Origin of the sequence: Spirosoma sp. KCTC 42546, from assembly GCF_006965485.1 — a bacterium.
Classification (GTDB): domain Bacteria; phylum Bacteroidota; class Bacteroidia; order Cytophagales; family Spirosomataceae; genus Spirosoma.
In genome coordinates this window covers 314,773-335,824 of the sequence record NZ_CP041360.1, presented here as the reverse complement: position 1 = coordinate 335,824, position 21,052 = coordinate 314,773, and the positions used below count along the sequence as shown (strand labels likewise).

The 21,052-nt window shown below is 44.6% G+C and carries 23 protein-coding genes; 7 read left to right on the top strand and 16 right to left on the bottom strand.

Annotated features, from left to right (window positions below):
- Positions 1 to 26: 26 nt before the first annotated feature.
- Positions 27 to 551 (top strand): molybdopterin adenylyltransferase, encoded by a 525-nt coding sequence (gene mog, locus EXU85_RS01425; protein WP_142770372.1) that lies wholly within the window; start codon positions 27 to 29, stop codon positions 549 to 551.
- On the opposite strand, the gene EXU85_RS01420 is transcribed toward mog, so the two are convergent.
- On the bottom strand, positions 548 to 1,744 hold the full coding sequence (locus EXU85_RS01420) for an anhydro-N-acetylmuramic acid kinase (protein WP_142770371.1): 1,197 nt from the start codon (positions 1,742 to 1,744) through the stop codon (positions 548 to 550). The two genes, mog and EXU85_RS01420, sit on opposite strands and share 4 nt — an antisense overlap.
- Positions 1,745 to 1,867: 123 nt before the next feature.
- Between EXU85_RS01420 and EXU85_RS01415 the strand changes: the two genes are divergently transcribed.
- From EXU85_RS01415 to EXU85_RS01405, 3 genes are all read left to right on the top strand, one after another.
- The gene (locus EXU85_RS01415) at positions 1,868 to 2,764 is read left to right on the top strand and encodes a fructosamine kinase family protein (protein ID WP_142770370.1); all 897 of its coding nucleotides are present in this window, start codon (positions 1,868 to 1,870) and stop codon (positions 2,762 to 2,764) included.
- Positions 2,765 to 2,877: 113 nt separating this feature from the next.
- Positions 2,878 to 4,281 carry a DEAD/DEAH box helicase gene (locus EXU85_RS01410; RefSeq protein ID WP_142770369.1) on the top strand — a complete coding sequence of 468 codons (1,404 nt, stop codon included), beginning with the start codon at positions 2,878 to 2,880 and terminating at the stop codon, positions 4,279 to 4,281.
- 74 nt (positions 4,282 to 4,355) lie between these two features.
- On the top strand, positions 4,356 to 5,159 hold the full coding sequence (locus EXU85_RS01405; RefSeq protein ID WP_142770368.1) for a tetratricopeptide repeat protein: 804 nt from the start codon (positions 4,356 to 4,358) through the stop codon (positions 5,157 to 5,159).
- An 89-nt stretch (positions 5,160 to 5,248) separates the two neighbouring features.
- Here the strand turns inward: EXU85_RS01405 and EXU85_RS01400 are convergent, their stop codons facing one another.
- The gene (locus EXU85_RS01400) at positions 5,249 to 6,220 is read right to left on the bottom strand and encodes a toxin-antitoxin system YwqK family antitoxin (protein WP_246859393.1); all 972 of its coding nucleotides are present in this window, start codon (positions 6,218 to 6,220) and stop codon (positions 5,249 to 5,251) included.
- Between the two features lie 166 nt (positions 6,221 to 6,386).
- On the opposite strand from EXU85_RS01400, the gene EXU85_RS01395 reads away from it, so the two are divergent.
- The gene (locus EXU85_RS01395) at positions 6,387 to 7,328 is read left to right on the top strand and encodes a GDP-L-fucose synthase (protein WP_142770367.1); all 942 of its coding nucleotides are present in this window, start codon (positions 6,387 to 6,389) and stop codon (positions 7,326 to 7,328) included.
- Between the two features lie 106 nt (positions 7,329 to 7,434).
- Here EXU85_RS01395 and EXU85_RS01390 read toward each other — a convergent pair whose 3' ends face one another.
- Entirely contained in the window at positions 7,435 to 8,067 is a 633-nt protein-coding gene (locus EXU85_RS01390) for an acetyltransferase (RefSeq protein WP_142770366.1), read from the bottom strand.
- 112 nt (positions 8,068 to 8,179) lie between these two features.
- Here EXU85_RS01390 and EXU85_RS01385 point away from each other — a divergent pair, with 112 nt between their 5' ends.
- On the top strand, positions 8,180 to 9,016 hold the full coding sequence (locus tag EXU85_RS01385; RefSeq protein WP_142770365.1) for a UDP-2,3-diacylglucosamine diphosphatase: 837 nt from the start codon (positions 8,180 to 8,182) through the stop codon (positions 9,014 to 9,016).
- Between the two features lie 14 nt (positions 9,017 to 9,030).
- Entirely contained in the window at positions 9,031 to 10,179 is a 1,149-nt protein-coding gene (locus EXU85_RS01380) for a glycosyltransferase family protein (protein ID WP_142770364.1), read from the top strand.
- On the opposite strand, the gene EXU85_RS01375 is transcribed toward EXU85_RS01380, so the two are convergent.
- The 13 genes from EXU85_RS01375 to EXU85_RS01310 all read right to left on the bottom strand — a co-directional run bounded on the left by EXU85_RS01375 (position 10,174) and on the right by EXU85_RS01310 (position 21,029).
- Positions 10,174 to 10,998: an NAD(P)H-binding protein gene (locus EXU85_RS01375; protein ID WP_142770363.1), complete on the bottom strand. Its 825-nt coding sequence runs from the start codon at positions 10,996 to 10,998 to the stop codon at positions 10,174 to 10,176. The two genes, EXU85_RS01380 and EXU85_RS01375, sit on opposite strands and share 6 nt — an antisense overlap.
- A gap of 3 nt (positions 10,999 to 11,001) precedes the next feature.
- The gene (locus tag EXU85_RS01370; RefSeq protein ID WP_246859392.1) at positions 11,002 to 11,982 is read right to left on the bottom strand and encodes a hypothetical protein; all 981 of its coding nucleotides are present in this window, start codon (positions 11,980 to 11,982) and stop codon (positions 11,002 to 11,004) included.
- A gap of 41 nt (positions 11,983 to 12,023) precedes the next feature.
- On the bottom strand, positions 12,024 to 12,953 hold the full coding sequence (locus EXU85_RS01365; RefSeq protein WP_142770361.1) for a hypothetical protein: 930 nt from the start codon (positions 12,951 to 12,953) through the stop codon (positions 12,024 to 12,026).
- Positions 12,954 to 12,963: 10 nt separating this feature from the next.
- Positions 12,964 to 13,542 carry an RNA polymerase sigma factor gene (locus EXU85_RS01360; RefSeq protein WP_142770360.1) on the bottom strand — a complete coding sequence of 193 codons (579 nt, stop codon included), beginning with the start codon at positions 13,540 to 13,542 and terminating at the stop codon, positions 12,964 to 12,966.
- An 89-nt stretch (positions 13,543 to 13,631) separates the two neighbouring features.
- A complete protein-coding gene (locus EXU85_RS01355) occupies positions 13,632 to 14,009 on the bottom strand; it encodes a DUF983 domain-containing protein (RefSeq protein WP_142770359.1) in 378 nt (125 codons plus the stop codon).
- A gap of 238 nt (positions 14,010 to 14,247) precedes the next feature.
- Positions 14,248 to 14,790: a DUF420 domain-containing protein gene (locus tag EXU85_RS01345; protein ID WP_142770357.1), complete on the bottom strand. Its 543-nt coding sequence runs from the start codon at positions 14,788 to 14,790 to the stop codon at positions 14,248 to 14,250.
- Between the two features lie 11 nt (positions 14,791 to 14,801).
- The gene (locus EXU85_RS01340) at positions 14,802 to 15,512 is read right to left on the bottom strand and encodes an SCO family protein (RefSeq protein ID WP_142770356.1); all 711 of its coding nucleotides are present in this window, start codon (positions 15,510 to 15,512) and stop codon (positions 14,802 to 14,804) included.
- Between the two features lie 3 nt (positions 15,513 to 15,515).
- A complete protein-coding gene (locus EXU85_RS01335; RefSeq protein WP_142770355.1) occupies positions 15,516 to 15,851 on the bottom strand; it encodes a cytochrome C oxidase subunit IV family protein in 336 nt (111 codons plus the stop codon).
- A gap of 16 nt (positions 15,852 to 15,867) precedes the next feature.
- Positions 15,868 to 16,665 carry a cytochrome c oxidase subunit 3 gene (locus EXU85_RS01330; protein WP_142770354.1) on the bottom strand — a complete coding sequence of 266 codons (798 nt, stop codon included), beginning with the start codon at positions 16,663 to 16,665 and terminating at the stop codon, positions 15,868 to 15,870.
- A 15-nt stretch (positions 16,666 to 16,680) separates the two neighbouring features.
- A complete protein-coding gene (locus tag EXU85_RS01325) occupies positions 16,681 to 17,271 on the bottom strand; it encodes a cytochrome c oxidase subunit 3 (protein WP_142770353.1) in 591 nt (196 codons plus the stop codon).
- Between the two features lie 9 nt (positions 17,272 to 17,280).
- Positions 17,281 to 18,159: a heme o synthase gene (cyoE, locus tag EXU85_RS01320; RefSeq protein WP_142770352.1), complete on the bottom strand. Its 879-nt coding sequence runs from the start codon at positions 18,157 to 18,159 to the stop codon at positions 17,281 to 17,283.
- Position 18,160: 1 nt separating this feature from the next.
- On the bottom strand, positions 18,161 to 19,171 hold the full coding sequence (locus tag EXU85_RS01315) for a heme A synthase (RefSeq protein ID WP_142770351.1): 1,011 nt from the start codon (positions 19,169 to 19,171) through the stop codon (positions 18,161 to 18,163).
- Positions 19,146 to 21,029: a cbb3-type cytochrome c oxidase subunit I gene (locus EXU85_RS01310; protein WP_142770350.1), complete on the bottom strand. Its 1,884-nt coding sequence runs from the start codon at positions 21,027 to 21,029 to the stop codon at positions 19,146 to 19,148. The genes EXU85_RS01315 and EXU85_RS01310 overlap by 26 nt, the downstream gene beginning before the upstream one ends.
- Between the last annotated feature and the right edge of the window lie 23 nt (positions 21,030 to 21,052).

Here is a 21,052-nt window from a genome sequence, read left to right as displayed (position 1 = left end):
TATTCATTTTACATTAATTACAAATCATGATTAAAATCGGCATTATCAATGTTTCGGATCGCGCTAGTGCGGGTGTTTATGAAGACATTCCGGGCAAGGCGGTTGTTAGCTTATTGACGGATTGGCTCACCTGTCAATGGGAACCTGTGTATCGCGTTATTCCCGATGAACAGGATCAACTCGAAGCCACATTAATCGAACTGGCCGACGTAGAAGGTTGCTGTCTGGTCGTAACGACAGGGGGTACCGGTCCCGCTCTACGCGACGTTACACCGGAAGCCACCGAAGCTGTTTGCCAGAAAATGATGCCCGGTTTTGGCGAGTTGATGCGTCAGGAAAGCCTTAAATACGTTCCTACAGCCATTTTATCACGCCAAACGGCGGGTATCCGTAACCAGACACTGATGCTTAATTTGCCGGGAAAACCAACCGCCATAGGTCAATGCCTGTCGGTTGTTTTCCCGGCGATACCCTACTGCATTGACCTGATTGGCGGACCTTTTCTGACTACAGATGCCGATAAGATGAAGGTATTTCGGCCAAAAAGCTAACGGGGAAAACTAACTTTTCCCATCGTCACGCTTGGCACGCCCTGCCTGTTGCCAAATGACGTGTTTCCTCCGGCCAGACTTTCATTAGCCAACACGGCAAATAAAACGGCTTCTTTAGCATCACCACTGATACCGAGCTCATCGGTGATGCTAAAGGTACAGTTAGGCAACAATTGCTTTAGTGAAGCCGTCAGTACAGGGTTGTGCATGCCTCCGCCACTCATATAGACACTGTATGTCTCGCTAGAATGCATCACGCGCCGAATAGCATCAACTATGGTTTCGGCACTGAACTGGACCAGGGTGACCATTAAATCGGCATCTGATAAATCGGTGGTTCGGCTGCGATTTTGAGCTTCTTCAACGTAAGCCATATTAAACACTTCAGGACCTGTTGTTTTTGGGAATGGCGCGTCGAAAAAAGGGTTTGTTTTTAGAGCGTTGAGCAAAATCGGGTTCACCTTACCCTGAGCGGCCAGTTTACCATCTTCATCATAAGGCTTGTTCAACAATTTTCGGGCATAAGCATCTAAAATTGTATTCCCCGGTCCCGTATCGGTTGTAAATACACTCCCCGCATCCTCATCGGCAGGTAAGTAGGTGAAGTTAGCAATACCGCCCATATTAAGCAGAAGGCGATTTTCGTCCTTTTTTGAGAACATAAAATAGTCTCCATAAACAGCTAAGGGAGCTCCTTCGCCACCGTGAGCAACATGTTTCTGACGAAAATCGCTAACTGTTATCACACCGGTGATGGCGGCAACATGGTCACCATCGCCAATCTGGAGGGTAGCATTCGGGAACTTATCACGCTGGTGCTGACTTTTGGGGGCATGATAGACCGTTTGGCCGTGGCTGGCAACAATGTCGACGGCTTCAGGTTCAATAGCCCAGTTACGCAGGCAATCGAGAATCATCTGCCCATGTAACCGGCCGATATATGGATTTAGCAAACATAGGTGCTCAAATTCAATTTCGGTCTTGGCAAAGATTGTTCGGATATCAGCTTTCAGCTCTTCATCATAAGGCACAGTAGAAAAGCGTTCTAGTATGACTTGAGTAGTTGGTCCGGCACCTGAAATTCGGCATAAGGCTACGTCAAGGCCATCGAGTGAGGTACCCGACATAAGGCCAATAATTCGGCGTGTGGGCTTCTGAGCAATGTGATATAGTTGCTGAATTTGAGCGTTCATTTTAAATTTATGGTTCCTGGTTTACCGTTTACAGTTCCCCTTTACTGGGCCATTGATTAATTGGACCGGAAAACTACCAAAAATCGCGACAGGGAACCGCGTAAATCATTCACTATATAACGCATGGATTTCTGGGGCGACGAGCAATTCTCCTTCTTTGAAAACATCTTGTTTTCTGTATTAGGTCAATCCGTTGATGTGATCGAAACCCAGTTTTTATCGGGCGGTGACATCAATACGGCGGCTCAGGTATTTTCGTCGGCAGGGGTATTCTTCATTAAATGGAATCAGTTCGAGGACCAGTCTACAGAACCGCCAAGCATGTTCGAGTCTGAAGCAATGGGGCTTGATTTGCTTCGCCCAACTAACGCATTTCAGATTCCGCAAGTGATTGGGCATGGACGTCACCTGGGCAAGTCTTATTTAATTCTGGAATACATTGACTTTGGGAAACCCGCCAAAACATACTGGGAAACATTAGGCCAGAAATTAGCGGTTTTACACTCCTGTACGCAACCTAAATTTGGTTTAAACTTCGATAACTACATTGGTTCTTTACCACAGACCAATAAGCTTACCGCAGATGGTTTTGATTTCTTTTTCGAACACCGGCTGCTACCTCAGGCCGGTTTAGCGCTGTACAAAGGTTTGCTATCGAAACAGGCCTATGATGCGTTGTTTCGCTTACGTCTACGCTTACCTGATTTGATTCCGAACGAACGTCCGGCGCTCCTACACGGCGATTTATGGTCGGGGAATGTACTGATTAATGAAAGCGGGCTTCCGGCACTGATTGACCCCGCCGTTTATTATGGATTCCGGGAAGCCGAACTCGCCTTTACTAAATTATTTGCTGGCTTTGATGCGCGATTCTATGATGCCTACGATGAAGCTTTCCCGCTTCAGAGTGGTTTTAATGAACGTGTTGGCATCTATAATCTATACCCACTACTCGTTCATGTGAATCTCTTTGGGTCAGGTTACGTTAGTGGCGTGGAACGAATACTGAAACAGTTTTAAAAAAGTTGATAAGTCGGTAAGTCGGTAAGTCAGTAAGTGGCTGACACAAGTGTATCCTGCTCGAACCAGCCACTTACTGACTTACCGACTTACCGACTTACCGACTGCTTCCTATGGAAATCACCTCTTTTGAGCAGTTCGAGTTGAACCGTCAGCTACTTAATGCTGTGGCGGAACTCGGCTATACAGAACCAACCCCCATTCAGCAGCAAACTATTCCGCTGAGCTTGGGTAATCATGACGTGCTGGGCATTGCCCAAACCGGCACAGGAAAAACGGCGGCTTACTTACTACCGCTGCTCATGAAAATTAAGTACGCACAAGGTACTGCTCCTCGCGCGCTCATTCTGGCCCCAACGCGTGAATTAGTCATGCAGATTAATGAAGCGGTAAGTGAGTTAGGCAAATATACTGGCTTGCGCCATCTGGCACTTTACGGCGGTCTGGGTCCTAAAACGCAAATTGAAACACTTCGCAAAGGAGTCGATTTACTAGTTGCTACACCTGGGCGATTTATGGATCTGTACCGGCTTGGCGAGATCGTCACAAAAGATATTCGTACACTGGTGCTCGACGAAGCTGACAAAATGATGGATATGGGCTTTATGCCCCAAATCCGGTCAATCTTGGAGATTATTCCAACAAAACGGCAAAACTTGCTCTTTTCAGCAACATTCGGTGGACGTGTTGAACGGCTATCGGCTGAGTTTCTGGAAGCGCCAGTCAAAGTAGAAGTAACTCCACAGGCATCAACTGCCGAAATGGTGAGTCAGGTAATTTATGAAGTGCCAAATTTTCGCACGAAAATTAATCTCCTGGATTATCTGATTAATAAAGATGCCTTCCAACGGGTTATCATTTTTGCCCGAACGAAAAGCACTGCAGAGAACATCTATAAATTTCTGGCACGTAAAGTGGTAGAGACCGATAAGATCAGGGTTATTCATGCCAATAAAGGCCAGAATACACGGATCAATGCCATGGATGCGTTTAAAGAAGGGAACGTGCAGGTGCTGGTAGCTACAGACGTGGCCGCCAGAGGCATTGATGTGGCCGAAGTGAGTCATGTTATCAATTTCGATTTACCGCTGATCTACGAAGACTATGTGCACCGGATTGGTCGGACTGGTCGAGCTAATCATACGGGAACGGCTATTACGTTTCTGACTACGGCAGAGGAGTATCATGTGCAGAAAATTGAACGAATTATCCGCATGACTATTCCCAGGGAACCGCTCCCGGCTAATGTTGAGGTTACAGAAACTCCGTTTGATGAACAACAGGCAATGCTTCGGGAAATTGATGAGCAACGCCGAAAAGATAATCCAGAGTTTCTGGGCGCTTTTCATGACAAGAAAGCAAAAAATCTACCCCCCGGAAAAGCCAGATCAATAGCCGAAGCAAAAGAAGCCGGTGTCAAGAAACCCTTCTCGCGTAAACCAGGACCTCGTCCGGGTGGATCCAGCCATAAAGTTGGCGGGGCAAAGCGGTCTGGGCCTCGGGGTGGGCGTCGCTAATTTGCAGATAATGCACTAATTTAGATGCTCCTTTCGTTTTACCAAAGCATATACCTCAGGTATAGTGATTTCCTATGAGCGTTCGGATCAAGCTGATACAGTGTACTTTAGTTGCGTTACCGTTTTTGGCGGCTGCACAAACTAAGCAGTTCATTACGTCGGCACGTTCGGGCGACCCGGTTCGGCAGTCTAAATCGGTACACGAAAATCTGGAGGAAGCTGCTTTAGCAACGGAATCCACGTCAATTGGCGGCCCTGCCGATACGGGTGAATCAGTCAATACGCTCCCTCTGTTTGGTGAACGGCCAAAAACCACAGCGCAGATCGATGAGGAAATTCATTTTCTGAATGATTGCGATCGTAATTTCGGAACTCGAACCGAAGCTAGTGTTTTTTTTGCAGCTCGGGGCTGGGATTATATTGCCAGCGGCCAGTTAGATACAGCCGCCCACCGTTTCAATTTATCCTGGTTGCTTAACGACCGAAACGCCGATGCCTACTGGGGATTAGGCGTGGTCTGTTATCAGAAGAATCGCTTACCCGATGCTATCCGAATGATGAAGAAAGGAATAGCTGTTGACGATAGTAATACCGTTCTGATGACCGATCTGGCAACTGTAGAAATTAAGCAATATCAGGAAAAGCCAAATGAGGATGTATTGTCAGATGCCGAAGGGCATTTGGAGCGAGCGGTATCCCTTAATCCGAATGCCTTATCCTTTCAAAAACTATCGCTTGTCCAGTATTTAAAAGCAGATTACCCCAAAGCGTGGGAGTATTTTCACCAGGCTCACAAGCTTGATCTTTCGGTGCTCGACTTTGGTTACCTCAACGAATTAATGGCTAAACAGCCAGACCCCAAGGGGGTTTTTAAGTAAAAAGTGGAGTGGGTGTAGTAAGTGCAGCGAGTTGATTAACTCACTGCACTTACTACACCCACTCCACTTTTTAACTTACTCCACCAAAACTAATTCTCCGTTTCGTCGTCCTGTACGATCTTTTTCTTCGACTGCTCAAAGGTAACTTTGCCTTTTTCGTCCCATTCGGTTATGGTGTAAGGCTCAAATTCGGTATCCCACTGGTCGCTGGCGTATTGAATGAGTTTTCGTCGCATCCGACGGCCACTTGGATTAATAGGATAATACTCTGTCCAGCGGCCAACTTTTACGCCATTGTCATACTTTCCTTCTTCGGCTAGCAGACCGTTTTCATAGAACGCCATGTAGGTGCCTTTTACCTTCCCGTACTCTTTCGGAACAATTTCCTTGATCTTACGGTGGGTAGAATCATAATACACTAACTGTGACTCGGCGGGTACGCCCCAATGCCAGTGGGTTTTGTCGACAAGCATAAAGTTAGCATCATACTTCTCCCAACGACCGTCTTTCATCCCCGCATAATAAAATCCTTCCTCTACCAAATCACCGTTCTGATAGCGTTTGTAAGAACCGTGTAGTAACAATCCAGCGCCTTCGTCCTTGACAATTGAACTTGTTACCCGGGCTGATTTCTGATAATACCGAAAGATTTCCCGAACGTAAGGCAACGGTTTAGCCGCATCGTTATCGCGAAGGACGTGAAATTCCTCAACAATAGTCCGATCTCCACTGCCGAATTTTGTATATGCCTTGACCATCGACAAGCCTTCATATTCGGTCTTCGATAGCTTGTTTTTAGATTTTTTCTCAGCTTTTAGCTTCTTTAACTGCTTCACTTTCAGGCCTAAATCAGGCATTATACCAGCAACGTAAGCATCCTTTTGCTCCTTTAACGACGACATGGTTGGTAAACCAAGCGTTGTAAGTGATGAAGGCACAGATGTGAACGGGGCAAAGGGCGATGGAGCCGCACCGGATGGAGCCAAAACTGGTTTCGACGCCGTTGTGAGTGAAGACGGCGCAGTACTTGCAGGTTGCGCCTGAGCACCAGAAATGGTCATACCGATTGCCAGTATGAAAAAAATCGGTAGTTTTAAGGTATAAGCAAACATAGTACGGGCAAACGATTGGTCCCTGAAGTTTGTTAGTTTTGCAACGCTTTATAAAGTCTTATTATTTTATCAACTCGTCCGCCAATAGTCGGCGGTTTGTTTATAATCAATTCTCGTGGAAAAACAGGCCCGTATTTATGTTGCCGGACATCGAGGCATGGTCGGTTCGGCTATTACTCGTAAACTTCAAGCTGAAGGCTACACTACTATTATAACCCGAACATCGTCTGAGCTGGATTTGCGTAATCAGACGGCTGTTGCCGACTTTTTTGCGCAGGAACGCCCCGAATATGTGTTTCTGGCTGCGGCCAAAGTCGGTGGCATTATGGCTAACAACACCTATCGTGCCGAATTTCTGTACGATAATCTCATGATTGAATCGAACATTATTCATCATGCTTATCAAACAGGTGTTAAGAAGTTGTTGTTCCTGGGCTCATCATGTATTTACCCAAAGCTAGCCCCACAGCCCCTCAAAGAAGAATACCTGCTGAGCGGTTTCCTTGAATCAACGAACGAGCCCTACGCTATTGCCAAAATTACGGGTATTAAATTGTGTGAATCTTACCGAAGCCAATATGGTTGTGACTTCATTTCGGCCATGCCCACTAATCTGTATGGCCCAAATGACAATTACGATCTGCAAGGATCACATGTATTGCCTGCGTTGATCCGGAAGTTCCACGAAGCAAAAATTAACAACCAGCCAACCGTAGAAGTTTGGGGAACAGGTTCGCCGATGCGCGAATTTCTCCACGCCGACGACCTCGCCGACGCCTGTTTCTTTTTAATGGAACATTATAACGACGAGTTGTTCGTGAACATTGGTACGGGCGAAGATGTAACGATCAAACAAGTAGCCGAACTCATCAAAGAAATCGTAGGCTTCGAAGGTGAACTACGCTGGAATACCGATAAACCAGACGGTACCCCAAGAAAACTTATGGATGTTTCCCGTCTTCATAATATGGGTTGGAAACACAAAACCGAACTAAAAGAGGGCCTCGAACGCACCTACCAGGATTTTCTGGCCAATGAGGTTCTCTATGTCGAATAATAGTATTTTGGTAAAGTAAGTGGAGTGAGTTTAGCGAGTGGACGACATCTAACGCACTCACTAAACTCACTCCACTTACTTTACCTACTCCACTTAAATACGCTTCTTACAATTTCTTAGCAGGGTTTCCAAATACGGTTGCTCCAGCCTCTACGTTTTCTACTACAACTGATCCCGCTCCAATGCGTGCCCCTTTGCCAACTGTAATGCCGGAAATTAATTTGGCACCAGTTCCAATAAAAGCTCCTTCTTCAATCGTTACGCCACTGTTTACTACACTGCCCGTTCCAACCTGGACGTAGTCACCAAGTTTTGCCTGGGTTTCAATTATTACACCGGACTGAATAATGCAGTGTTGCCCCACTTCTGCATACGGATTAATGACGGCGCGGGCTGCAATCAGGTTTCCGTGGCCAATTGTAGCCATAATGGAAACCGTTGCCGTGTCGTGAATTGCATTTACCGGTTGCACTTTCCGTCGTTCGTTCAGCATCTTGACTAAGCGTTTTCGTACGCGGGCATCACTAATAGCCACGAAGGCTTCGCACTTATGCCCGATTAGTTTCAGAAAACCGTCATCATCTGTTTCGCCCAGCACCGATACGTCGCCAAACTCTTTACCGTGCAATTCTTTATTATCATCCAGCAGTCCGTAAACCACCACACTGTTACGCTGAAACAAGTCTAAAGCCGTCAGGCCCAGGCTCCCCGCCCCGAAAATAAGCACTGGATTTTCCATTAGTTGTTGTTTGTTAAGTCAATATGAACCATTGCGCTCTTAGAGCTATAATCTTGTCAATTTAGTAACAGTGTGATAAATCTTACATCATGTATGATGTCTAGTTTCGTTCATGCAAGTAAGCACCCAGTTCCGCACAATTGTGCTATCCGATATTCACCTCGGCACTGCCGGGTCGAAAGCAAAAGAGGCCACCGAGTTTCTGCGAAATTACTCTTGTCAAAAGCTTATCCTGAATGGCGATATCATTGATGGCTGGCAATTGAAACAATACGGTACCTGGAAGAAAAAACACACTGCTTTTTTTAAAACGGTTTTACGACAAATCGTTCACTACAATACAAAAGTTGTTTACCTACGGGGTAATCACGACGATTTTCTGGATCAGGTAATGCCCCTCAAAGTGGGTAAGAATTTTTCAATTCGCAAAGATTATACGTTCAGCTCAGGCGACAAAAAGTTCTACGTCACCCATGGCGACGTCTTCGATTCTATTACCTCCCAAATGAAGTGGCTGGCCTATCTGGGCGATATAGGTTACACCTTTCTGCTTTGGGTCAACAAGTTTTATAATAACTACCGAAACTGGCGCGGTTTACCCTATTATTCCCTGTCTCAACTGATTAAATCGCGCATCAAGCAGGCTGTTAGCTATATCTCTGATTACGAGCAAAAATTGACTGAGCTAGCCCGCGCTCGTAACTGCGACGGAGTGATCTGCGGGCATATTCACCAACCCGCCATCCGAGAACTCGACGGTATTATTTACATGAACTCCGGCGACTGGGTTGAGTCGCTGAGTGCATTGGTTGAAGACCATGATGGCAACTGGAGTCTTCTGTACTACACGATGGATTTAACGCAAGAGGCCGAAATCAATTCACAAATACAATCCAGCAGGCCAGTTACTAACCTCATTAATAGCGCACTTCCTATCCCGACAATTTAATCTCTCTTTGATTTATGCGTGTTTTATTCTTAGTACAAGGTGAAGGACGAGGCCATTTGACGCAGGCTCTATCGCTGGCTCAGCTGTTAAAAATAGCGGGTCATGAAGTTATTGGTGCCATCGTTGGAGTAACTGCTGAACGGGATGTGCCCGCATTTTTTAGCGAGAAATTCACTGCCCCCATTACCCCGGTTTTTAGCCCAGGGTTGGTTTATAATGCGGGTACTAATGAACTCGAACCCTTCAAAACTACTATGCAGGGGATCCGCTACGCTAAACCATTCTGGCGTAGCCTGCAAAAAGTGCGCGATATAATTGAAACAGAGCAGCCCAATGTGGTCGTTAATTTCTTCGAAATGCTTGGGGGAATGACTTATGCCTTGTTGCGCCCATCCGTGCCGATGATCTGCATTGCCCACCAATACATGGCTTTTCATCCGAATTTTCAACGCCCCAAAGGACAATGGTTTTATCGGCAGGCCTTCAAACTAAATACGCGGCTAACCTGTTTTGGCGCGCAAGAGCTACTCGCCTTGTCTTTCGACAAGCAAGCTGACGAGCCCCGCCAACGACTGCGTATTGTACCGCCCTTGCTTCGGCAGGAAGTAACAGAACTGAAACCATCTGTGGGCGATTTCCTATTGGCCTATGTTACGCAGTCCGGCCTGAAAGTAGAGCTACTTAAAGCGCATGAACAACATCCTGACATCCGCATGGACGGATTTCATTCTGGGGTACCTGTTGCCGATCAGGTTATTGACGAAACACTAACCTTTCATGCGATTGATGGCAAACGCTTTCTGGAATTTATGGCCCGTTGCAAGGCCATTGTGACTACGGCGGGCTTCGAGTCTGTGTGTGAAGCGGCTTATCTTGGTAAACCCGCGCTCATGATTCCCCAATCGAATCACTATGAACAGGCTTGCAATGCCATCGACGGTCAGCGTGCGGGCGTTGGTGTGGCCTCAGACCGCTTTGACTTGACCAAATTGATAGATTACTTACCTCAGTATGATAAACAGCTTAGCGAGCGTTTTCGAACCTGGCACGCCCAAGGCTACTTTCTGTTTCTGGCCTCGCTAAACCGTGCAACCACCCCACGAAGCAAGCCATCATCGGGAGGATTCTTGCAAACTCGACTTCGGCATTTACTTCGGTCATAGGTGATAAAAAAAATCTAGTGGATTAGCGTACCGAAACTGATACTGCGTTTCCTGAATCAGCTTCTGTACGCTAATTACTTTGTATGGGACTGGGTCAGCAGGAATAATGAATGTGGGCAGTTCATACCCAAAATCAGCGCAGCTTTTCCGGTAGATCGCTTCGCGCGTAGGATGTTCCGGCGCAACAGCATTGAACGTTCCACTTATTTTTTGTCGAATGATAGCTGTCAGGATTCCCACAGCATCGTCGCGATGAAGGTAGTTGACGGGTACATTTCCACTGTCAACCGTCCGTCCAGCAATGTATTTACCTGGAATACGATCGTAACCCATCAGCCCTCCGCAGCGGAGTATCGTTACAAGCCGTTTGGGAGTAAGGCTTTGAACCAACTGTTCAGCCTTAGTTATTCCTTGTGAGGCAGATTGCTGAAGCTCTGTAACATCCTGTTCGACAATAATCCGATTTAATTCAGGATAAACGGATGTGGAGCTAACGTAGATGATATGCTTTATTGACGATTGGCGTATTGCATCCGTTAGAGAATTAACCTGTGTCGGATGAAAATCTTCGCCTAGTTTTCCAGCTTTGGGTGGAACATTAATAATCAGCGTATCAGTCTGAAGTAATTGAGTAAGGTCGCCAACTGGCTCAGGGGTTAGCTGGAGTGAACATGTCTCGATGCCATTCTGTCTTAACAAAGCAGCTTTCTCAACTGATGTTGTACTGCCCTTTACCCGAAAGTCTTCCACTAGTAATTGCTTAGCTAATGGCAGCCCTAGCCAACCCAGGCCAATGATAGAAATAGATTTTTCTGGCATAGTTTAGAAGCCAATACCAAATGCTAAAGTGCGAACATCCGGCCCTTTACCTGCTTCGAATAATGGACTCATGTCATACTTCACAAAAAAATCCAGGCTACGAATACCCAAATGAGCCATCAACCCGTAGCGAATATTAGTTAGGTAATAATCCGAATGCCGACGGTCTCTGCTTCCATCCGCTTCTTTGATCTTCCGATAACTATCAAGTCGGTAGTTTACATAACCACCCAGGCCGATGTGGCAAACCTTGCGGCCATCACTATTATAGAACGTAACCCGTGGCACAACCGGAACCCCAATGGTACAAACGGTCAACTTACTTTTTTGTAGGTCACGGCCTGCATCAGGAAAAGCTACACCTGTAGCCGTCTTTTCGGCCACGTTATTTCCTTCAAACATGAAGTTGTTCCAGGCTACTTCAACGCCGTAGTATAACTTCAATGATGCATATTTTCCACGGATAATAGTTGGCATTGCTCCCATCGATAGTGCAAAGTAACGTGAACCCAAAGGCTGTAGATCATAACTATCTTCAGGATATGCAACGGATGTACTTTGCTGAATGAAGTTGTTCAACCCAATGCTCACCCCATAATCAAAATTCCCTCCCTCTCTCCTACGTTTCGCTCGTTGAGAGGCTTCTTCATACTGCTTTTTATCTCTATCTTTTTGCGATTCAGCTAGTTTAGTCGTGTCGCTATTACCATTAATAACAATCGTAACCCCATCTTTTTTCTTGGTTACGACAAGAACGGTATCTTTCAGAAAGCGTCCACCATCCTGCGAAATAGCGGTTGGCCCACCGGGTACAGAATCCAGTTTCATGCCCATTTCTCGCACGATTTTATTGAGGTCATAATTCGACAAGGCCTGAATACTAGCCTTATCCGGCCCATAAATTACCAAACGCGTGCGGTTCGCAAACCGAATGACCAACGAATCGGTTGGGCTGAGTGGTTTAGCCTGAGTCGCTAACGTCATGAAAAATATGGTTGCTGCTGCGACCAAAAACAATCCCCTATTCATTGTTTAGCTGATTTATCTTTATCTAAACTGTGTTTCAAGCCACTATATGCCCGGCCGAGTAAACCCCGTTCATCATCGCTTGGGTTATCCTGACGAGCCAATACTTCCCCTTGTTTAATCCGTTTGACCTGCTGCCACAAACCACCCGCTTTGGTTTCTTTTTCTGGTTTGTCACTGACTGCCACTACGGGCTTCTCATCAATGGACGCCTTAGCAGCCTGGCGAGCAGCAACTAACGCTTCCGGTTCAGCAATCGTTACAACCAGAACCCGTTCAGCGGCTGGTGCAGATTTTATCACTTGCTTATTGTCGGCTACCTGTTCAGTTGTTGACGGGTTAGTTGGTAGTACTACAACTGGCGTTATTACATCTGGCTTGGGTTTAGGAGCTACTGGGGTTGTCTGCGCCAGAACTGGTTCATTTCGGTCAATTGATACAGACTTACGAGCTGGTTTAAAAACGTCAGCAGACGGGTTCCTGGAAACGATATTTCGTTCATGAATCGTCTGTGGTTTATTCACCTCCGCCAGCTGTTCGGCAGCTATATTCTGTTTTGGACGAGTATGGATTGCGTCTGGGTCGATTGATTGATCCACACGCTTCTCTACGTGTTGATCTGGCTTTTTAACCGTTGAAGTGATTTTATGCGTTTGAGTAGTCGCTACTTGTATTCCATCAATAGTGACCTTACTACCTGATGGCCAATATAGCCATCCAAACAAGCACACTAAGAGCAGGCAGGCAGCAGCAGCCATATAGCGCTGTATGTCTGGATTACGCCAGAATACTACCCGTTCCTCCTGTTTACCTTTGCCCATACGCGCCTGTAGCCGCTCAAAGCCATCAGCGCTTGGCGGCAGGGACATATTACCCAATTTCCGGGCAAACAGATCATCAATTGGCTGATTTTCTGACTGTTTTTTCATAGCAATTATGTTAGCCAACCCGCTGATGCAGTGATGGTTCGTGTTCTAATTTCTTCAAATTTGCCTGTAACAACGTTCTTGCCCGGCTCAATTGTGATTTTGATGTTCCTTCAGAAATACCTAACATTTCCGCGATTTCGGCATGTGCATACCCCTCAATTGCATACAGGTTAAACACAGTACGATAGCCATCGGGTAATTGATTCACAATTCGGAGTAAATCATTTTCATTGACTGCCGTGTCTGCCCAGACATAATCAGGTTCTACCACAACATCCTCAATTGGTATCTCCTGTCGCCACTGTTTATTCTTCCGTAAAAACATAAGTGATTCTGTCACCATCACACGCCGTATCCAGCCCTCAAAGCTCCCATCCTCCCGAAACTGTTCAATTTTTTCAAACACCCGCATAAACCCATCCAGCATTACCTCTTCGGCATCGTCCCGGTTAGCACAATAACGTGTGCACACGGCTAGCATCTTACCGGCAAACCGCTCATATACGACTTTATGAGCGCGGCCTTCACCACGCTTTAAGGCAGCAATCAACTGCGCTTCAGTCGTAAAAAACGGTATAAGTCGAAGCATATTTGTTTAGGTTCACTGGCAAGATGCAAGATAGTAGTGTATAGGTTGCATGAGCTACAATTTTTTTTTGCCCATAAAAAAAGGGCTTCTTAAAGCCCTTTTATATATCTAATACCTGCTACATAGTGTAGCCAAATAACGCGCGATATTCGAAAGTTTATAGGAGCAATTACGAGCATCGCAGGTGCAACCACGGCTGCATACACCCAGCCTTCTGGATCATGACCCAGGTAAAACAATAAAAAGCCAATTACTAAAGCCACTCCACCGGAAATGGCATAACTGACATACATGGCTCCAATAAAATAGCCTGGCTCAACTTCATAGCGTAGCCCACAATGCGGGCAATGCTCATACATTTCATCAAATCCTTTTGGTGAGTAGAATGGCTTTTTAAAAATTTTGCCTTTTCTACACCTGGGACAAAGCCCGTTTAACGCGGCCTGTAATTTCGATACGTCTTCCATGCTCTCGTTTACTGTTCCGATACCATAGATAGGCGATTGACGCAACAATAAGGTAAGGAGCCATTAATAAATATAATATGCCCAAATTCAGGTCAGATGCTACAATACTACGCCCATTGCTAACGGTGCTCTCAACGGTCCCTCTACACATGGCGCATTGTGCCATCAAGTCAGGCGTAACAGCCAATAATGCTATAACTACCAAACATACTTTCCAGCTTCTCATACCTTTTCTTAATTAGTGAAGGTAATATGGTTTAATCATCAAATATACAATCACTCCTGTAATGCTAACGTATAACCAGATTGGGAAGGCATATTTTACCGTCTGCTTATGGCGTGTAATTTGACCACTTATGGCATAATAAACGGCCCTTAATACAAACCATACAACAACCACCGACAGAGCAATGTGTGATACTAACAGGAAATAATAGACCGGACGAATCCATCCTTCTCCACCAAACGGTGTTGATTCGTTTGTTAGATGATAGAGCACATAACTCACTAAAAACAACGACCCAAAGGCGAAAGCGGTTAACATAGTTCGCTTATGCGCTTCCACATTTTTCTGTTTAATGAAATAAAATCCCATTAACAGTAAGACTGTCGTTAGTGAATTAATAATGCCATTTATATGTGGTAAATAAGTTGTCCAATCTCCCAAATCAACTTTCTGGCGTATACCCAATAAGACTGCTACAGCAATTGGGATAGCCAGTGCCAGCGCATTAATTACTCGATTCGCTTTTTGTTCCTGAACTGGTTGTACAGTTTGCATGCTTCAATGAATTATTCTTTACTGTAAATATCCAATAACACTCTAATTTCTAGCACTAAACGGTCTACATCTTCTTTATCTGTGCCATCGTAAAATCCTCTGACAATCCCCTCTTTATCTACCAATACCAACTTTTCGCTATGGATAAAAGTTTCGTCGGGTTTGCCCTCTTTTAAGCCTGCATCTACGGTTGGCAGATAATAGCCATGCATTGCCAGATTATAAATATCTGTTTTGTTACCCGTTAGAAAATACCATCTGCCAGGGATAGCATGGTACTTCTGCGCATAGGCTTTAAGTTGTTCCGGGCGATCATGTTCTGGATCTACCGTATGTGATAGAAACAGGATTGTAGGGTTGTTAATAAAAATATCCTGTACTCGGGTAAGCTGAGATGAAATTCGAGGACAAATTGTACCACAGCGTGTGAAGAAAAAGCTGGCTACGTAAATCTTATTCTTTACTATAGATTGATCAATCGTTTTACCGTCCTGATCAATCAGCTTAAAGTCAGGAATGTGATTATATAGGGTATCGGTTACTACACTTCCATCTGGAAGTTTGACCTTGCCCATTAGGGGTTCACCTTTTGTTGAGTCTATTTTGGGTAAATACCTGCCCAATACATAGTGATTCTGCGTACCAAACCTGAGGAATAGATACAGCAAAGCCGGGACCAGCAGCGTAGCGAGCAGGATCCCGGCTTTCCGAGTAGTTGTCATACGTTAATGAAATCCAAAAACTGCGTTGCCTATAGCACCACCTTCAGTTAATAGAGCAACCAGTAACCAGATGATAAAAACTACCGGAATGACAATGGCCCAAATGAGGCTTTTAACTTCATGCTTTAAGTGCATGAATTCGCCAACAATATAGAAAGCTTTTACCAACGTCATCAGGACGAAGATGGAAGTCCGTAAGGTTCCGGCTTTCATTAAATAAGCCAGCGTAAATTCAAATGCTGTAATGACAGATAGAATTATAAACGTACGCCAGATAAGACCTGTATTAGCGGGTGGAATTTCTCCAACCTCGTGGGTTCCGTGTGAGTGATCAGACATTGTAGAAATGCAGTTATTAGACCAGATAGAAGAACGTAAAAACAAATACCCAAACAAGATCGACAAAGTGCCAATATAGACCTACTTTCTCAACCATTTCATAATGACCACGACGATCATATAAACCTGTTGCAGCCCGATAGAAAATCAGAATATTGAGCACAACACCACTAAATACGTGCGTACCGTGAAAACCTGTGATAAAGAAAAACAAGTCGGCAAAAGCTGGAGGGCCATATTGATTTTCTACCAGGTTAGCACCAAAAATAGTGCGTTGTATGGTTTGGCCATTCACAATTTCGCTGATGGTTGTACCGGTTTCTGTCCCATGGATAAAGTGTGACCATTCCCAAGCCTGACTTCCCAAGAAAGTCAAACCACCCAGAATCGTCCAGAGCATATATTTTTCCACATCAGCCCGATCCATACGGTGGCCTGCTTCTACGGCAAGTACCATAGTAACGCTACTAAAAATGAGGATAAATGTCATGATCCCGACGAAAATCAGTGGCGCATGTACACCATGTAAAAATGGTACAGATGCGTACACCATTTCGGGTGTTGGCCAATAAAGGTTCGAAAATTTGAACACTTCCCCATAAATGGCCGGATCCCAAGCTGGATAGCTATAGCGAATCAGGCCATACGTAACCAGTAAGGCAGAGAACGTGAAGGTATCAGAGATTAGGAAGAACCACATCATCAGCTTGCCGTAGCTCACTTTCATAGGTTCAACACCACCCATCCAGGTTTTTTTGTCGAACACTTGTTCCGAGTCGGTCGTCAAGGTATCGTGTGTTACAGTAGCCGCCATGCGTCTAAGAGATTATCAATGAAAATAGACTAAAAAGAAAAACAAATACAACCACAAAATGTCTAAAAAATGCCAATAAACGGCAGCAATTTCAATTTGATTCAGGCTTTTAGCATGAATCCGTAGCCGGAAAGAAGCTATTAATGCAACCACTAATACAACTAGTCCTGATATCAGGTGGAACCCATGCAATCCTGTGAATATATACATGAACGAGCCCGCCGGATTTCCAACAAAAAACACGTTTTCATTTACTAATTCAACCCAACCCTGAAACTGCATGTACAGGAAAATCACTCCAAGCACAAAAGTAACAGTTATCGCAATTTTCAAACTGCCAAATTTGTCTTTTTTTGCAGATAAGTAAGCCCAATGCATTGTCATGCTACTCATAATAAGAACCACTGAACTGTAAGAAAATATGGAAGGAATATCGTATTCCAGCCAGTTTCCTTCGGCTCTACGCACCAGATAGGCACTGGTCATAGCTGCGAAGAGCATGATAATACTAACGATGAACAACCAGAGTATAAACTTTCTGGGATTCATTGAGAGCGTTTCCTGAGGCTCTTCTAGGATTGAAATGTCATTTACTAATTCACTCATGATTTGTTGTTATACTTTATCTAACAGATATACAATCTGTACGACAGGCAAATACAGCAATGACCCGAACATCATTTGCAGGGCGGCCCTATCGGTACAGGTTCTCATCAAGTGAAACGTTTGTGCAAGGAACAAGATTCCGCCCAGCATAGCTACTAATGCCGATGTAATTCCTGTTACACCAAGTAGATAAGGCAACCAACCTACAGGAATCAGGAATAGTGTATAAATCATGATTTTGAAGGCTGTTTCGGTTGTCTTTCCATCACCAGGCATCATCTGTATCCCAGCTTTTTTATACTCATCAAAAGCTAGCCAACCAATTGACCAGAAATGTGGAAACTGCCAAAAAAACTGTACAGCGAATAATATTCCTGGTACCCAGCCAAAGTGGTTTGTGGCTGCTACCCAACCAATCATTGGCGGAAATGCACCTGGTAAGGCACCTACAAATACGGCAATCTGACCTTTACGTTTTAATGGAGTATAAACAAACCCGTAGAGCAATAAGGATAGTACAGCTAGTGCAGCTGCCCGAATATTAAAGAACTGGACATATAAATAGCAAGCAGCACTAAACAAAACAAATGCAAACGTAGCTGCTTCACGCACGGTTAATCGGCCAGTTGGCAAGGGGCGTGTAGCCGTCCGCTTCATTACTTTATCTGAATCTTTCTCGATAATTTGATTGATAATATTTGCAGCACCAGTAATGCTTATTGAAGCAATAACCAAAATGGCAATTTTCAACCAACTAATCTGATCTACAGCCAGACAATATCCAAATACGCCAGAGAATACGACCGCCAGCGTAAGTTTTAATTTCAACAACTCAATGTACGCTTTCGCTTTTACGCTAGTAAGTGTTACTGCTACTACCTTTTCCATATTATACCTCTACAAATCGAGATTTCTGAGATAGTTGATTAGCCACTAATAACGTTGGCGTTACCAGAAACCATATCGAAAACTGTAATCCAATCATGACTAAGGCTAGTACTAAGTGGATTGGCTGTGCTACTGCCGGGACACCGAAATATGCCATCAAGACACCAGTTCCTATTTCGATGACAACAACAGCGAATAGCGCTTTTATCAAATCTGATATTCTACCAACTACATTTAGTTTACGAAGGCGGTAAATGACAAATAGATGAAAAGCGAGCAGTACCAATGAGAATGAACGATGAATATAAAACCGCCAGTCTAATTGATCAATCCAGCTTTCTCTATTGGTATAATCAAAGCTTTTAGCTACTATATCAAGCGCATCTCTCACCTGCGTGCCCAATACAATTTGCCCTAACGTTAGAGCTATTGCAACTAGTAATAACCGTTGCTGTGATGCTGCATTAAGTATTCTAGGCTGTTTTGGTGCACTTGCTCTAAGTAGTACAAACAGGAGGGCAAAAACTAAGGCAATGGCTAATAACATGTGTATTGTTATCATATGAGGAGCTAACTCAGTAGCCACCACTTGAGAACCCAGCCAACCATTAGCGCCAATCAGTAAAAAAGCACCAAGACTCCCCCAGAAAATGACTTTGTCTCTGCGTAGATAGGACAAAGAAGCAATAAGAGTAGCAAAAACGAAAAAACCGGATAAGACACCTACTAGTCGATTGGCGTATTCTATCCAGGTTTTTAAGGGATTGAATTCAACCTCTCCCTTCAGCTTTGCGCCATAAATTGCCTGATAATTTACCGGCAACTGTGAGATTTCCGTAGGGGGCACCCAACGTCCAAAGCATTTTGGCCAATCTGGACAGCCCATTCCAGAGCCTGTACTTCTAACAATCCCACCGGCTAAAATAACCAGATAGATAACAATAATTGTCAGAAACACCAGGCTCCGGAAACGCTGTTCTTGTTTATTAGTGAGGCTGATTGAACTGGTCATTCAGGTTTTGTGCCTCAATCTCTTTTTCCAAACCTATAAGCTCATTTTCATGGGGCAGGTTGGATTCCGGAGTTTGTGAATATGGCACGTTTTGGGGAATGAAATCATCCTTTGCACCTGGCTTGCTATAATCATATGGCCACCGGTATACAGCTGGAATTTCACCAGGCCAGTTGCCATGCCCAGGGTTGATCGGTGCCGTCCACTCCAACGTGTTCGACTTCCAGGGATTCTGTGGAGATTTCTTTCCTTTAATTAAGCTATAAACAAAGTTATAGACGAATATCCACTGGGCTGTAAAGGTAAAAATAGCGGCCAAGCTGATAAACGCGTTCATATCAGCAAAGATATTCTTCGTGAAATCATAGCTTGTAAACGCATAATATCGGCGAGGAAAACCAGCAATACCTATATAGTGCATTGGGAAAAATACAAGATAGATACCAATGAACGTCAGCCAGAAGTGAATATAACCAAGCTTCTCATTCATCATGCGGCCAAACATTTTGGGGAACCAATGGTAAACACCCGCCAGTAAGCCAAAAGCCGATGCAGCACCCATTACCAAGTGGAAGTGAGCTACTACGAAGTAGGTATCGTGCAGTTGAATATCAAGTGCTGAGTTACCCAGAATAATACCGGTTAGACCGCCTGATATAAAGAATGATACCAGGCCAATTGAGAACAACATGGCTGGAGTGAACCGGATGTTGCCTCGCCACAGCGTGGTAATGTAGTTAAAAGCTTTTACAGCAGATGGAACCGCAATGATAAGTGTCAGGAACATGAATATCGAACCCAGGAATGGATTCATACCCGTCACAAACATATGGTGCGCCCATACAATAAAGGCCAGAAACGCGATACCCATCATAGAGGCAATCATGGCACGATACCCGAAAATTGGTTTCCGAGAGTTTGTTGCAATGATTTCTGAAGTCATACCGAGCGCTGGAAGCAATACAATATATACTTCAGGGTGTCCTAAGAACCAAAATAAGTGTTGGAACAGAATTGGACTACCACCCACATTTGGCAATGCCTCTCCTTTAATATAAATCTCAGACAGATAGAAGCTAGTTCCAAAACTACGGTCAAAAATAAGAAGCAGGGCAGCCGATAATAATACAGGGAATGAGATTAGGCCAAGAACAGCAGTCAATAAGAAAGCCCAGATTGTTAATGGTAACTTACTGAATGACATACCACGCGTTCGCAAGTTAATAACGGTAGTAATGTAATTAATACCACCCAGCAACTGCGATACGATAAATAGAGCCATACTAATCAGCCACAGCGTCATTCCAAGTTCTGACCCTTTGTGAGCTTGTGGTAAAGCACTTAGTGGTGGATAAATAACCCATCCACCCGATGCTGGCCCTGTTTCGATAAACAATGAGCCGAACATCAGAACGCTGGCCATAAAGAAGAACCAGTACGATAACATGTTTAGGAAGCCTGAAGCCATGTCACGTGCGCCTACTTGTAACGGGATGAGGAAGTTAGAGAATGTGCCACTCAAACCTGCCGTAAGTACGAAGAACACCATTATCGTACCGTGCATTGTTACTAATGCCAAATAGAAGTCAGGGTCAAGCTTACCAGTGTCGTTAATCCAGGTACCGAGAATTGGACGTAAGAAATCTAACTTCATATTAGGAAACCCTAACTGAAGTCGAAACATGACCGATAAACTAATACCTATGATTGACCAAAAGATACCCGAGATCAGATATTGCTTGGCAATGGTTTTATGGTCTTCCGAGAAAATATATTTGCGCCAAAAACTTTGCGGCTCATGGTGCTCATGCTCTGCTGCATGTGCCACGGTTGCCGAATTAGCTGATACAGTCGCCATAGTTTTGGTTTGTTGTAAGTTTA